General features: G+C 34.1%; 10 protein-coding genes. 7 read left to right on the top strand and 3 right to left on the bottom strand.

What is annotated here, in order from left to right; translation table 11 throughout:
• Nucleotides 1–5 precede the first annotated feature (5 nt).
• The 3 genes from ABEG11_RS11300 to ABEG11_RS11310 all read left to right on the top strand — a co-directional run bounded on the left by ABEG11_RS11300 (nt 6) and on the right by ABEG11_RS11310 (nt 4,255).
• On the top strand, nt 6–1,265 hold the full coding sequence (locus ABEG11_RS11300; RefSeq protein ID WP_348824279.1) for a hemolysin family protein: 1,260 nt from the start codon (nt 6–8) through the stop codon (nt 1,263–1,265).
• Nucleotides 1,266–1,375: 110 nt separating this feature from the next.
• Nucleotides 1,376–3,475, top strand: a complete 2,100-nt coding sequence (locus ABEG11_RS11305; protein WP_348824280.1) for a peptidylprolyl isomerase — start codon at nt 1,376–1,378, stop codon at nt 3,473–3,475.
• Nucleotides 3,476–3,820: 345 nt separating this feature from the next.
• A complete protein-coding gene (locus ABEG11_RS11310) occupies nt 3,821–4,255 on the top strand; it encodes a hypothetical protein (protein ID WP_348824281.1) in 435 nt (144 codons plus the stop codon).
• Nucleotides 4,256–4,270: 15 nt separating this feature from the next.
• Here the strand turns inward: ABEG11_RS11310 and ABEG11_RS11315 are convergent, their stop codons facing one another.
• Together ABEG11_RS11315 and ABEG11_RS11320 are read right to left on the bottom strand one after the other, a co-directional pair.
• Entirely contained in the window at nt 4,271–5,182 is a 912-nt protein-coding gene (locus tag ABEG11_RS11315; protein WP_348824282.1) for a GYDIA family GHMP kinase, read from the bottom strand.
• Nucleotides 5,183–5,284: 102 nt separating this feature from the next.
• The gene (locus ABEG11_RS11320) at nt 5,285–6,601 is read right to left on the bottom strand and encodes a hydroxymethylglutaryl-CoA reductase, degradative (RefSeq protein WP_348824283.1); all 1,317 of its coding nucleotides are present in this window, start codon (nt 6,599–6,601) and stop codon (nt 5,285–5,287) included.
• A gap of 368 nt (nt 6,602–6,969) precedes the next feature.
• Here ABEG11_RS11320 and ABEG11_RS11325 point away from each other — a divergent pair, with 368 nt between their 5' ends.
• The 4 genes from ABEG11_RS11325 to ABEG11_RS11340 all read left to right on the top strand — a co-directional run bounded on the left by ABEG11_RS11325 (nt 6,970) and on the right by ABEG11_RS11340 (nt 13,047).
• The gene (locus ABEG11_RS11325; protein ID WP_348824284.1) at nt 6,970–9,141 is read left to right on the top strand and encodes a S9 family peptidase; all 2,172 of its coding nucleotides are present in this window, start codon (nt 6,970–6,972) and stop codon (nt 9,139–9,141) included.
• A 37-nt stretch (nt 9,142–9,178) separates the two neighbouring features.
• Nucleotides 9,179–10,855 carry a peptide MFS transporter gene (locus ABEG11_RS11330; RefSeq protein WP_348824285.1) on the top strand — a complete coding sequence of 559 codons (1,677 nt, stop codon included), beginning with the start codon at nt 9,179–9,181 and terminating at the stop codon, nt 10,853–10,855.
• Between the two features lie 92 nt (nt 10,856–10,947).
• Nucleotides 10,948–12,432: a peptide MFS transporter gene (locus ABEG11_RS11335; RefSeq protein ID WP_348824286.1), complete on the top strand. Its 1,485-nt coding sequence runs from the start codon at nt 10,948–10,950 to the stop codon at nt 12,430–12,432.
• Nucleotides 12,433–12,531: 99 nt separating this feature from the next.
• Complete coding sequence (locus ABEG11_RS11340) at nt 12,532–13,047, top strand: thioredoxin family protein (RefSeq protein ID WP_348824287.1); 516 nt, start codon at nt 12,532–12,534, stop codon at nt 13,045–13,047.
• Nucleotides 13,048–13,055: 8 nt separating this feature from the next.
• Here ABEG11_RS11340 and ABEG11_RS11345 read toward each other — a convergent pair whose 3' ends face one another.
• Complete coding sequence (locus ABEG11_RS11345) at nt 13,056–15,092, bottom strand: ComEC/Rec2 family competence protein (RefSeq protein WP_348824288.1); 2,037 nt, start codon at nt 15,090–15,092, stop codon at nt 13,056–13,058.
• Nucleotides 15,093–15,142: the final 50 nt, after the last annotated feature.

Consider the following 15,142-nt stretch of genomic DNA (forward strand, 5'->3'; position numbering starts at 1 on the left):
ATAAAATGGAAATAAGTATCATAATATTGTGCTTAATACTATGTGCTTTTTTTTCAGGAATGGAGATAGCCTTTATCTCTTCAAATAAAATTTACCTGGAGTTAGAAAAAAAACAGGATAATTTTGTTTCTAAAACCCTTACCAGGCTTACCGAAAACCCATCCAAGTTTATTGCAGCAATGCTTATTGGCAATAATATAGCATTGGTAGTCTATGGTTTTTTTATGGGCGAATTGCTCATGAGGCTGCTGGTGTTTTTCGACTTGCATTTTTCTGATATTGCCAGCCTTTTGCTTCAAACCTGTATTTCAACTTTAATAGTCTTAATAACAGCTGAGTTTCTTCCTAAGGTTTTTTTTCAAATTTATGCCAACTCACTTATCAGGTTTTTTGCTATACCTGCTTATCTCTTTTATAAATTATTCTATTGGATATCTACTTTTTTGATATGGATTTCAGATTTTGTTCTGAGCAGATTTTTTAAAACCGAAGGAGATCAAGTACAGCTTTATTTTAGCAAAGTAGAATTAGGAAATTATATTACCGAGCAGATGAGTGCAGTAGAAGATAATGAGGAAGTAGATTCGGAGATACAGATTTTCAGGAATGCATTGGAATTTTCAGCAGTAAAAGCAAGAGATATAATGACCCCGCGTACAGAGATTGTTGCCATTGATGCAAGCGAATCGATCGACAGCCTAAAAGCATTATTTATAGAAACAGGCTATTCCAAAATGGTAATATATCAAAATCTATTAGATGATATCATTGGTTATGTGCATTCTTTTGATCTGTTTAAAAAACCTTCCAGCATAAATGAGATTGTAATCCCGGTAGAGTTTATTCCAGAAACCATTTTTGTAAAAGACGCTATGAATTTATTGACTAAAAAAAGAAAAAGTGTTGCGGTTGTATTGGATGAATATGGAGGCACATCTGGAATTATTACAATTGAGGATATTGTTGAAGAGCTTTTTGGGGAAATAGAAGACGAGCATGATCTAGATGAAGAATTAATTGAAAAAGTATTAGATGATGCTTCTTTTTTATTTTCCACGCGCTTGGATGTGGAGTATCTGAATCAGACATATAAATTAGCAATTCCAGAAAGTGATTCTTATAGTACACTTGGCGGATTTATTGTGAATTTCACAAAAGAAATTCCTCAAAAAAATGAAGAAATTACCATAGGGAAATATCATTTTGTTATTGAAGAAGCAACAAATAAGAAGATTGAATTGATTAAAATGACAATCCATGACTAAGATTACTTTTTTAATTTAAAAAAAAACAAAAAAAAAACAGTAGTTCTATAATTATTAATTAGATAATTGTATTTTCGCAAACAAAATTTTAAAATAAACAATAATATACAATGGCAGTTTTATCAAAAATTAGACAACATTCCGCTATAATGATTGGAGTTATTGCTCTGGCATTATTCTCATTTATCATACAAGACCTTTTTACAAAAGGAAGTTTTGGTAGCAGCAAAAAGGATGTTGGAAGTATCAATGGAAAAGATATCGCATTTGAGGACTTTAGGATTAAAGTAAGCAATGTAGAGAAAAGTGGGCAGGGAATTTCTTCAACAGAAGCTTCCAGAAGAGTATGGGATCAAGAGGTGACTATCGCCTTGCTTTCTGCTGAATTTGATAAATTAGGATTGAGAGTAGGAGAGAAGCATATTATGGATATTCTTACTGCTGATCAGAATATTGGTAAAAACCCAATGTTTTTGAATGCTGCAGGCATGTTTGATATAGCAAAATTCAAGGAATTTTTTAAATCAAATCCAGAGCAGGCTCAATATTTGAAGGATAGAGAAAAAGATGCTGAATTGAACGCTAAATTTCAAATCTATAATACTTTAATCAAAGCTGGAATTTATACAACTGAAAGCGAAGGAAAATTCAGCTATGAATTGGGGGCGAACAAAGTAAATTTCGAATATGTAGCTGGTTTATTTTCAACAATCAAAGACAGCGAAGTTAAAGTTACAGATGCTGATGTATTGGAATACATGAAAGCAAATCCTAAAAAATTCAAATCAGAAGAAACTCGTAATGTGGAGTATGTTCTGGTTGAAGATAAAGCTTCGCCAGCAGATATTGCCGATGTTAAGACTAAGCTGACTTCATTATTGTCAGGAAGCGTAGTTTACAATCAGGCAACTCGCAAGAACGATACTTTGGCAGGATTTAAAACTACTCAAAATATTGCTGAATTTGTAAATTCAAACTCAGATGTGCCTTATGATTCATCTTATGTAGCCAAAAAAGATTTACCAGCTGTTGATGCTGATAAATTATACAATTTAGCTCCAGGAGAAGTGTATGGTCCTTATGTTTTTGGCAAATACTACTGTATTTCTAAATCATTGGGAAGAAAATCTGGTGTAAATGCAAAGGCAAGCCATATTCTTATCAGTTATGAAGGAACTCAAGTTCCTAATAAAAAAGAGAAAAGAACTAAAGAAGAAGCTAAAGCTAAAGCCGAGGCTATCTTAGCTCAAGTAACTGCAAATCCTGACAGTTTCATGATGCTGGCTTTCACAGCGTCTGATGATTCTTCTTCTCAGCAAGGAGGCGATTTAGGATATTTTGGACAAGGTCAAATGGTAAAACCTTTTAATGACTTTGTTTTCAATAACGGGATTGGTAAAGTTGGATTGGTTGAAACTCCATTTGGTTTCCATATTATTAAAGTTACAGATAAACAAGACGGTGTTCGCTTAGCAACTGTTGCTCAAAAAATTGAAGCTTCAGAAGCTACTTCGGATAAAGTGTTTGAGCAGGCAACTAAATTTGAAATGGATGTAGCTGATAAAGATTTTAATAAAGTTGCCAAAGATATGGGACTTATTGTATCACCAGCAGTTTCAGTTAAAGCAATGGATGAAAACTTTGGCCCTCTAGGAGCTCAGAGAACCATTGTGAGATGGGCTTTTGAAAACGATACTAAAGAAGGAGCTGTTAAAAGATTTGAAGTAGCTAACCTAGGTCATGTAATTGCTAAGCTTAAGTCTATTGATAATTCAGGTTTAGTTCCAGTGGCACAAGCAAGACCTTATGTTGAGTCTATTCTTAAAAATAAGAAGAAAGCTGAAATTCTGAAAGCTAAAATGTCTGGAAGTTCTTTGGAAGCAATTGCAAAAGCAGCAGGTTCGACTGTTCAAAAAGCTGCTGACGTTACTTTGGAAAACCCAGTACTTCCTGGTGGAGTTGGACAAGAAGCCAAAGTAGTTGGAAATGCATTTGCATTAGCACCAAATAAAATCTCTGCGCCAATCGAAGGTGTGACTGGAGTTTATGTGGTAAAAAACATCAGCACAGTAAAAGCGCCTGCTTTAAAAAGCTATGCTGAGAATGTTGCAAAGTTAAAAGCTCAGAGTGCTTCCGAATCTAATAGAGTATTGCCAGCTTTAAAAGAAGGTGCCGATATTAAAGACAACAGAAAAGATTTTAATTACTAGAGAATGTAGAAATTAATAAATATAATAAAAGCCCGATACTTTTAAACTGCAAGTATCGGGCTTTTTATTTTTTAAAAATTTATTGAATAATCAGGCTTAATAGATACCGATTGCATAAAAATAGGGTTTGTCAATATTTCTTTTTATTTGTTAGTTTGGGAATTTTGTGGTGTTTTTTTGCAGTTAAAAGTTTATTTTGGCATATAATCTAAACAATTTGTGTTATTGAAAAAAATACTATTAATTTGTCCATTCAATTTGAGAGAATTTATTTCTATATAAATAATTTTGAGGTTCTTAAAAACAAATGTTTTACTTGAATATTTTTAATTAATAATAATTTATATGTTTAGTTTTTTTAGAAAAAAGCCAAAAGTATATTCCAAAATTGAGAGTCATATTTATGGAATAATTACTGAGTTGTTGAAACTTGGCGCTACTGACATAAATTGTGACGAATTAGGAGGTAAATACTATTTAAGCAACGAAGAACAGCATTTCAGGGTTACTATATTCAGTAATGATGCTGTTATCAGGTTGACAAATACACGTGATTCTGTTGCCGAAAAATATGATAAAATTTTTGTCGATGATGTTTTGAGAGCTGTAAAAGAAGAAAAACACCGCAGAATGGAATTAGTTTGTGATTCTATTACAGCCAGTATAGAAAAGATGGCCGAGCGCTTGCACAATACACTTATTGAATCTAATGAGCAGGCCGATCATACCATCCAGCTTATACAGACTGCAAAATACAATAAGAGCAAAAAAGCAAATTAAAGTTTATAAGTCTCGTTACAATATCATGTCATGATATTCAATAATGGTTTCATAACCTTTGTTCCCAAAGTATGTTTTAGGATTTTCATTGGATATTGCCAATACAAAGTCGCCACCCCACGCTCCAAGGCTTTTTATAGTTCCGTTAAAGTCTGGAAATAATGATTCTTTAACCGTCTTAGTCTCAAGAATTGAGCTTAGGATTTCTTCGTGATTATCTAAAGCCTGCGCAAATACGGTTACGTTCTCAATATTCAAAATCTTTTGAGTAATTTGATTTACAGCTTCTTTTTGGGGTTCTAAATTGTTTTTTTTCTCTTTATAAGATGCTATCGCACTTTTGCTGTTTTGTTTTTGATTGAGGTATACAAAATATAGATTTTCTGCAAACACTGGGTCGAATATAACCGTTTCGACGATAGGACTGCCGTTTTCGAGATGATATAAAAGAGGTGAGCTGTTTTGGGCACAGGCAATATCGTAACCGCTTCCGCCAAAACTGTTTTTGAGCAATGTAAAAGCATCAACATCAAACCATTGCGCAATGTTGTTTATTAAGGTCGAAGAAGTTCCTAATCCCCATTTTCTTGGAAAAGTCAATTGTGTAGTAACATTATAACCGCTCGAAATTAATGTTTCGTTTGGATTGAGTTTATAGGCTTCTCTTAAAATAGTGATTAATGTATTTTTTACAGATTCTGTTTCAAATGGGGCTGTGTCAATAATTTCAGTAAGTAAAATTGTCTCATCAAACCAGATGCTTCCATCGGCATCATAACTTGTCCATTTTATTTCTTGGTTATTGATTTTTTCAACTGCAAGGTTTTGACCATACTTTGTTGGCAGAGCCAATGCTTTTGCACCATCCAGAACCAGATATTCTCCTGTTATTAAAAGTTTTCCGTTACTGTAAAAAGTAGTTTTCATTTTGAAAAGGAGAGAGGTTTAAAAGTTTAGGGATTAGTGTTTAAAGTCGGCTTAAAATGATTCTTGAAACTAAAATTCTGTTTTTTATAGTTTCTAAAAAACTTATTTTCTTAAATTTTCAATGTAATCAACAACTGCACTGTGGGAAACAACGTGGTGTTTAAAATGTTTTTTAATCAGATGACGTTCATCCTCATTAGTATCAAACTGATTTAGGATGTTGTTTAAATGCATTTTCATGTGGCCTTCCTGAATGCCAGTTGTGGTCAGGGAGCGGAGTGCGGCAAAGTTTTGTGCCAGGCCTGCGACAGCAACAATCTGCATTAATTCTTTGGCTGATGGTTTTTCCAGCATTTCCAATGACAGTTTTACTAAAGGATGCAATGATGTCAATCCGCCAACTGTTCCTAAAGCCAACGGAATTTCCATCCAGAAATTGAAAACTCCATTTTCTATACTGGCGTGAGACAAGCTGGAATACTGCCCGTTTTTTGAAGCATATGCATGAATTCCTGCTTCGATGGCTCTAAAATCGTTTCCAGTTGCAAGTACAACGGCATCAATTCCGTTCATGATCCCTTTATTATGAGTTACAGCGCGGAATGGTTCTATCTCGGCAATTTTAACGGCTTGTATAAATTTGGAAGCAAATTCCACTGGATCTTCGATATGTTTTTCTGCTAAATCTTCAACTGGGCATGAAACTTCGGCTCGTACAATACAATCTGGAACATAATTGGAAAGGATGCTCATAACGACTTCGATGTTTTTTTCATCTTCCGAAAATAACTCAAAAGCCAAAGCTTCTTCTTTTAATGTTTTGGCAAAAACTTCAAGGCAAGAGTTAATAAAGTTGGCTCCCATGCTGTCTTTGGTCTCAAATGTAGCATGAAGCTGATGGTAATTGGGCAGTAAATTGGTTTTGTCTTTTAGGACAATATCTAAAATTCCGCCACCACGTTTCTGCATATTTTTGGTGATGTTTTCGGTAGAATCGAAAAGCTTCGATTTTAATCGGGTAAAGAATAAAGTTAATTTTGAAGTATCTCCTTTGTAGATAAAATGAACCTGTCCAATTTTTTCGGTGTTGATTACAGTCGCCTTGAAGCCACCACGTGTTGACCAGAATTTAGCGGCTTTGGATGCTGCGGCAACCACTGAGCTTTCCTCTATAGCCATTGGAATGGTATGATATTTTCCGTTTATGAGAAAATTTGGCGCAACTCCTAGCGGAATGTAAAAGTTAGAAATAGTGTTCTCTATGAATTCGTCATGCAGTTTTTGTAGTTTTTCATCGGCATTCCAATAATTTTTAAGCAAAGTGACAGCATCACCCGGAGTCGAAAAATAGTGATTGGCAATCCAGTGTATTTTTTCTTCTTTGGATAATTTAGAAAATCCAGCAACTGCGTTATTCATAGGGGTATAGATTATGGTGTTCCAGCAACAAAGATACACATTCATTTATTTTATTTTCGAATTGATTTTATATGGCGTTACAGGAAAATTCAAAGCATGCCTGATGAAAAATAAGCAGTATTTTTTTAATAATTTCACTCAGTTTTGTACATATTTTATATTGGAAATAAATAATCATTTTTATTCTGGTTTTATGTGAAATTTTAAATATTGCATATTTATTGGAAAGAATGGTTAGTATTTGTGCAATTGTTGAAAAACATTCATATTGATTGTTAAAAACATTGTTTTATAACATTTAACAGCGTAAAAGTGTTTTATTTGTAAAATAATCACTAAAATTGTTGCTTTTATAACTTAATCCATATATGAATTCGAATAAAATTACCACGTTACTTTTCTTTTTGTGTTTGAGTGTATTTGGCCAGCAGCAAATTACCGTTGATGAAATTTTTACAGGAGCTTTTCGTGCTAAAGGAATGGATGCATTGGAAGCATTGCATAATACAAATCAATACACTGTATTGAATTCGGATAGGTCAACCAAAAGTATGCAGATCGATCTTTATGATTTTGCTACATTAAAAAAAGTATCAAACTTAATAGATACTAAAAACTTCAAAGAACTTGCAGGAGGAATAGACAGCTACACTTTTGATGCTTCGGAAAAAAAGATATTAATCGCTTGCCACAAGGATAAAATTTTCAGGCATTCTTTTGCTGCCGATTATTTTTTATATGATCTAGAAGCTAAAACACTGACTAAGCTTTTTGATTTTAAGGTACAAGAGCCTACGTTTTCTCCAGATGGAACTAAAATTGCTTATGCCAGAGAAAACAATTTATACGTTTATGATATAGCTTCCAAAAAATCTGTTGCGATAACGGCTGATGGCAAGAAAAATGCGGTAATCAACGGTATTACGGATTGGGTTTACGAAGAAGAATTTGCTTTTGTCCGGGCATTTGACTGGAGTAAGGACAGCAGGAAAATAGGTTATATCCGTTTTGATGAAAGCGAAGTTCCAGAATTTTCGATGTCTATTTTTAAGAAAAGCCTGTATCCAGAGATGCAGACTTTCAAATATCCTAAAGCAGGAGAAAAAAATTCGTTAGTTTCATTGCATATTTATGATGTATCGGCTAACACTGATAAAAAAGTTGATTTAGAAAATTATAAGGATTTTTATATAGCCAGACTGAAATGGACAAATGACAGTAATGTATTATCTGCTCAGGTTTTAAACCGTCATCAGAATAATCTGGATTTATTATTTATTGACGGGACCACAGCTGTGGCAAAAGTAATTTTGAACGAAAAAGATAAAGCCTATGTTGATGTAACTGATGATTTGACTTTTTTGCAGGACAACAGTTTTATCTGGACAAGTGAAAAAGATGGTTTTAATCATATTTATGTATATGATAAAACGGGAAAACTTAAAAATCAGGTTACAAAAGGAAACTGGGAAATTACTTCATACTACGGTTTCGACGAAAAAACAAAAAACATTTTTTATCAATCTACAGAAAATGGTTCTATTAACAGAGATATATACCGTATTGGGTTAGATGGGAAAAATAAAATACGCTTGTCTAAAAATACAGGAACTAACACTGCAACTTTCAGTCCTAATTTCCAATTCTGCATTACTGCTTTTTCCAGTGCTGTTCAGCCTGCGATTTATACTTTAAATGAAGCAAAATCGGGGAAAGAAATCAAAGTTATCGAAAACAACCAGGAGCTTGCTTCAAAATTAACCGTATATAATTTGCCTTCCAAAGAGTTTTTTGTTTTAAAGACTGCCAAAGGAAATGAGCTGAACGCCTGGATCATGAAGCCAAAGAATTTTGATGCATCAAAAAAATATCCTGTTTTCATGTTTCAATATTCGGGACCAGGATCGCAGCAGGTTGCCAATGCGTGGAGCAGCGCTAATGATTATTGGTTTATGATGCTTACACAGCAAGGCTATATTGTAGCATGTGTGGATGGAAGAGGAACAGGTTTTAAGGGAGCCGATTTCAAAAAAGCAACACAATTGCAATTAGGAAAATATGAAGTAGAAGATCAAATTGATGCTGCTAAAGTATTGGGGAATTATCCTTATGTAGATGCATCAAGAATTGGTATTTTTGGCTGGTCTTATGGAGGGTTTATGGCTTCAAACTGTATTTTTCAGGGAGCAGATGTTTTTAAAATGGCAATTGCCGTAGCACCAGTTACCAACTGGCGTTTTTATGACAGCATTTATACCGAAAGATACATGCAGACTCCACAGGAAAATGCCAATGGATACGATCAGAATTCTCCAATAAATCACGTGAGCAAATTAAAAGGAAAGTTTTTATTGATTCATGGTTCTGCGGATGATAATGTACATGTACAAAATACGATGCAGATGATGGAAGCTCTGATACAAGGAGATAAACAATTTGATTCTCAGATATATCCAGATAAGGATCATGGAATTTATGGAGGAAAAACAAGAATCCAATTGTACAATAAAATGACTAACTTTATAAAGGAAAATTTATAACCAAAACCCTAAATACAAATCATAAATACCAAAAAAAATGACTGAAAACAAAACGAATACAGCACATCCGAAAGGACTCTGGGTGCTATTTGGAACCGAAATGTGGGAGCGTTTCAATTTCTATGGAATGCGGGCATTACTGACTTTATTCCTTGTAAATTCATTATTAATGAAGGAAGAAGAAGCATCCTTAATTTATGGTGGATTTCTAGGACTTTGTTATTTAACACCCATGTTAGGAGGTTTTATTGCTGATCGTTTTTTTGGAAACAGAAACTGTATTTTACTAGGCGGTATTATGATGGCCATCGGACAATTGCTGCTGTTTACCAGTGGCAGTGTATTTGAAGCAAACTTAGGCTTGGCAAAAACAATCATGTATTGCGGATTAGGTGTAATCGTTTTTGGAAACGGTTTTTTTAAGCCAAATATTTCAAGCATGGTGGGAAGTCTGTATCCAAAACAGGAAAAAACTAAATTGGATACCGCTTTTACAATCTTTTATATGGGGATTAATATTGGAGCTTTTTTGGGCCAGTCAATATGTCCAATCTTAGGAGATGTTAAAGATGCTGGTGGAGTGAGAGATATTCATGCATTCAAATGGGGATTTTTGGCAGCATCTACAGCAATGCTATTAGGAACTTTACTGTTTTATTTTTTAAAGAATAAATATGTAGTAACTCCAGAAGGAAGACCATTAGGCGGCTTGCCTTCCAAAAATACTGCTTCAGATTTTGAAGAAGGTGAAGCTCAAAAAGCTAATTTTTCTAGTAAAGCGTTGTCTATTGCGGGTGTTGCGTTCTTATTATTGGGATTGTTTTTCCATTATGTTGCAGGACAGAATTTAATTTATACATTGATTTATTCCAGTGGTTTGTCTTTGGCTGGATTAATTATTTCGGATTCATCGCTGACAAAAGTTGAAAGAGACAGAATTATTGTAATCTATATTGTTTCCTTTTTCATTATTTTCTTCTGGGCTGCGTTTGAGCAGGCAGGTTCTTCATTAACTTTTATTGCAGATAATCAGACAGACAGAAACTTCTTTGGTTTTCAGATGCCAGCATCAATGGTTCAGATTTTTAATGGATTATTCGTTGTCTTGCTGGCTGTTCCTTTTAGTGTATTGTGGGATACCTTGAGAGCGAAAGGAAAAGAGCCAATTTCTCCTGTCAAGCTAGCTATTGGTTTAGTGGTTATTTCTATCAGTTTCTTTATGATTGCAACTCAGGTTTCTTACATCGGAACTTCTGGTCTGCTTTTGGTTAAATGGCTGATTTTGTTATATTTCTTAAACACCTGCGCTGAGTTATGTTTATCTCCGATTGGTTTATCATTGGTAGGTAAATTATCTCCTAAGCGTTTTGCTTCTTTATTATATGGCGTGTTTTTCCTGTCAAATGCTTCAGGTTATGCTTTGGGAGGAACTTTAGGCTCAATTTTGCCAGCTACAGGAGATAAATTTGCAAAAGCAAAAGAATTAGGTATCGATCTTCAGGCAGTTTTAAACAAAACGATAACGCCGACTGCTGATCAGTTGGCTCTTTTAGAGAAGAATCAAATCAGTGCTGCCAATCACTTTTTTGCAGGATTTGAAATTCACAACTTATATGAATTTTTTATGGTATTTGTTGTTCTCACTGGACTTGCCGCGTTATTATTATTTGCATTGACGCCATTTTTGAAAAAAATGATGCACGGTGTCAGATAATTTAATGAAATAAAATATACTTAGAACATCATCTTTTTGATTCAATCAAAGAGATGATGTTTTTTATTTACATACTAATAACAAAATTTATAATGGAACAAAATTTAACTTTAGAGCAAATACAAAATTTTAAAGGAAAATATCCTAAGCAATTGTGGTATTTGTTTACTGTAGAAATGTGGGAGCGGTTCTGCTTTTACGGAATGCGTGGTGTTTTAACTTTTTTTATGGTAGATCAGCTTTTGCTAAAAGAAGTAGCTGCTAGTTTACAGTATGGAGCTATCCAGGCATTTGTGTATGCTTTTACATTTATTGGAGGTATTTTTGCAGATAAGGTTTTAGGTTTCAAAAAATCGCTTTTTTTTGGAGGAATTGTAATGATTTTAGGCAATCTGCTTATTGCATTTGCTCCGCAGGAAATGTTTTATTATGGTTTGGCATTTTCTATAATTGGGACTGGTTTTTTTAAACCAAATATTTCTTCGATGGTCGGAGAACTTTATCATGAAAGCGACCACAGAAGAGATGCGGGATACGGAATGTTTTATGCAGGAATTAATATTGGGGGTTTTTTTGGCGGTATCCTGTGTATTTATTTAGGAAAATATTATTCTTGGCAATTATGCTTTCTTTCTGCTGCTATTGTTATGGCTTTTGGGCTGCTGACTTTTTTGTTTACCAAAAAGCATCTTGGGCCAATTGGAAATTCTCCATTGCTGCATTTGGAACCTAATAAAAGAAAGTTTAAGGAAATAGCGGTTTATCTTGGATCATTATTGAGTATCCCTTTTATTTTTATAATGGTAAAAAATACAGACTACACCGATTATTTCATGTATACAATTGGTATAGTTGCTCTTCTTTACTTTGTTTATGAGGTGGTTAAGCTTGCAGATATCAAAATGCAGAAAAAGATGATTGCGGCATTTACATTTATTTTCTTTTATTTAGTATTTAATGCAATTTTTGAACAGAGTGGCGGCTCATTGTCTCTCTTTGCCAAAGACAACCTGAGTTATGATTTACTTGGATTTAATGTTGATCCCAATGCAGTAAATAATAGTTCCAATACTTTGTTTGTTGTTGCGTTCAGTCCTTTAGTTGGACTGCTTTGGCTGTGGCTGGCCAAAATAAAACTGGAGCCAAACACCTTGATTAAATTTGGGATTGGATTTTTATTTTTAGCAGCTTCTTTTTATATTTTTTATTACACTAAATTCTTCGCCGATGCAAATGGAGTTACATCATTAAATGTATTCACATTTGCTTATTTGGTAACTACTCTAGGGGAACTTTGCCTGGGACCAATTGGGATGTCCATTATAACTAAGCTTTCGCCAAAAAGACTCTTCGGAATGATGATGGGGCTATGGTTTCTGGCCACCGCATTTGGGCAGTTATTTGCTGGAAAACTGGGTGCCGAAATCTCTAAATCGAATACAGGAACTTCTTTAATGTCTAAACTTCAGTCGTACACGGATGGATATTACCAATTGGCTATTTATTCATTGGCTGCTGGATTGATTTTGATTGCTATTTCGCCTTTAATTAAAAAATTAATGCAAGAAGTAAAGTAGTTTATTGCTTTTCTTTTATTTTGTATAAATTTGTGAGCAAAAATTAGATTAATAAAGTTTAATTTTAGAAATAAGAGTGGACTAAAAAATAAACAAGTGATGAAAAAAATAGCTTTAATCGCATTCTTTTTAATTGGGATGAGTGTTTCTCAAGCACAGAACCCAGCCGATAACAAAGAGGGGAAGGAATTAAAATGGTACACAGATGTAAAAGAGGCTGTCAAAGTTTCGAATAAAAAGAAAAAGCCTTTAATGCTGTTTTTTACAGGAAGTGACTGGTGTGGCTGGTGTATCCGTTTGCAGAATGAAGTATTGAAAACGCCTGAATTCAGTACTTGGGCTAGTGAAAATGTAATTCTTGTAGAACTCGATTTTCCTAGGAGAACCGAGCAGCCAGAAGCAATCAAGGTACAAAACAATGAATTGCAGCAAGTATTTGGAATCCAGGGTTTTCCAACGATTTATTTTGCAAATGCAAAAGTTAATAAAGAGGGGAAAGTGAATTTTGAAGGTTTAGGAAGCACAGGTTATGTTGCTGGAGGCCCCGTTTCCTGGATTGCTGCCGCAGATCCTTTTGTAAAGAAACCTGCTGTAGCAAAAACTAAAAAAGCATAAAGAAAATACTAGTTAATTTGGAAGAATCCCTTTTCATTCGTTGAATGGAAAGGGATTTTTTGCTGTGTGCAGGTTATCGCCCATTTTTTTTGAACTGATTTATAATTAGAGGCATCTGCAACAATAATTTTAGGTTTTATGCTTTGCAGCAATCGTTCAAGATTGAGTTTTGGAGATTGGGTAAGCACTAAGACATCAGGATGGATATCCTTAGGAATTACCATTGAACTGTCTATCAAAAGGATTTTGTTTCCTTTAAAGTAAAAGAGGTTCTTCAGATGAGACTGATTTTTTAAAGAGCTGAAATTTGCCGTGAGATAAGATGCTAAAAGACTGCTGGTTTTAGTTTCTTTGCAAATGGAATCATTTGAATATACTGTTGCTATAGCTCCATTGCGTTCTATGAGCTGTGTTTTTTTAGAAGTATTTAATACTATAAATTCAGTTTGATGTTGGACTTGCCATTTAGCAGCAATTAATGATAGCTGCAACATCACAATAGATAACAATGCTGCCCATGTGGTTTTTATATTTTTATGCTGAAAGGCAATAATAATCGTAATAATTACCAAATAACTGCATATCAATTGTGGCGTATTTAATGGAATGTTTTTTAGAATAAATTGTTCTAATGAGGCAATGAAACCAATGAACTTGTCCATAAAATAAATGCTCAGCTCCAATGTTTTTGCAGGATAATAAGGAACCCAGCCGAAAGCTGCCAACAGCATAACAAGAACTCCCAAACTCATTATGAGACCTAGAAACGGAATCACAATTATATTCGTAATGAAGAATAATCCCGGAAATTGATGAAAGTAATAAATACTGAGTGGCAAAGTGCCAATTTGTGCTGCGAAAGAAACAGTGAGTATATTCCAAAAGTAACGGATGATTTTGTTTTTTGGTTTCCAAAGATTGGCAAACAAAGGCTGAAGCCAGATAATAAAAAATAATGCTGCATAACTGAGCTGAAAACCCACATCGAATAAAAATGATGGCTGAAACAATAAAATCAGCAGAACAGAAATGAGTAATGTATGATAAATATTGGTGCTTCTTCGTAAATATTGACCAATAGCCACAAACGAAAACATCGTTACAGATCGAACAACCGAAGGTGCTAATCCTGCCATAACACCAAAGAGCCACAACGAAGCTACTGCAATTAGTAATTTGATAAACAAACCTTTTTTGGTATTTGGAAAGGGTTTGAGTATAAAGGTTACAAAAAAGAGTATAAATCCAATATGCAATCCTGAAACCGATAAAATATGAACTGCCCCAGCGTATTGATAATCTTGAACAATTTCGGGATCTATATCTTGCTGCTGTCCCATTATTAAGGCTATAGCAACATTGAGTTCTTTAGTTTGGAATTGGCTTTTTTCCAGATTTTGAATGATTCTGGTTCGTAATGCGGCGGTATAGTACCAAATATCTTTCTCAATTATAGAACCAATCTGGATTTCATTAGGTTCTGCATAGAGCTGGGCATAGATTTGTTTGTTTTCCAGATATTTTGCGTAATCAAATTGATTTGGATTTTTTTGAGATGTATTTTTATTTATGGATGAATTTATTTTTAACTGATTTCCTATGATGAAGGAATGCGCCAGACTGTCTTTACGGATGTTCAGCAGGATTTTGCCAGAGGTTTTTTCTCCATCAATTGAGTTAAGCTGTGCAATATACCGTTCATTATAAATGGTATTTTTTAATTTTTCTCTTAGAGTAAGTGTAAAAGTATGGTCATTGTCAAAGATGTGTTTGCAATGGGTGTAATTGTTTGGCTGCAGAGCTTCGGTATGAACAGTTTGTGTGGTGGCTCCAATGAAAAAAGCCAGGAGATAAGTTGCTATTCCAAAAAGGAAATACGGTTTTGTATCTGCTTTGAATGCATAATAGATTCTAATAAAAAACACACAGCTTATAACAAGAATAATGAATATAAGAGGAAGAATTGGTTTGACGAAATAAGAAAACAGTATTCCTAAAATAAAGGCAATTGTGATTCGTACAAGTGGGAATTGTAATGTTTTCATTCGTAAAACTGTTTTTTTTGAAACCAGGATGATTTCATCAGTTTTTAAAA

This window comes from Flavobacterium aestuarii (assembly GCF_040049115.1).
Classification (GTDB): Bacteria; Bacteroidota; Bacteroidia; order Flavobacteriales; family Flavobacteriaceae; genus Flavobacterium; species Flavobacterium aestuarii.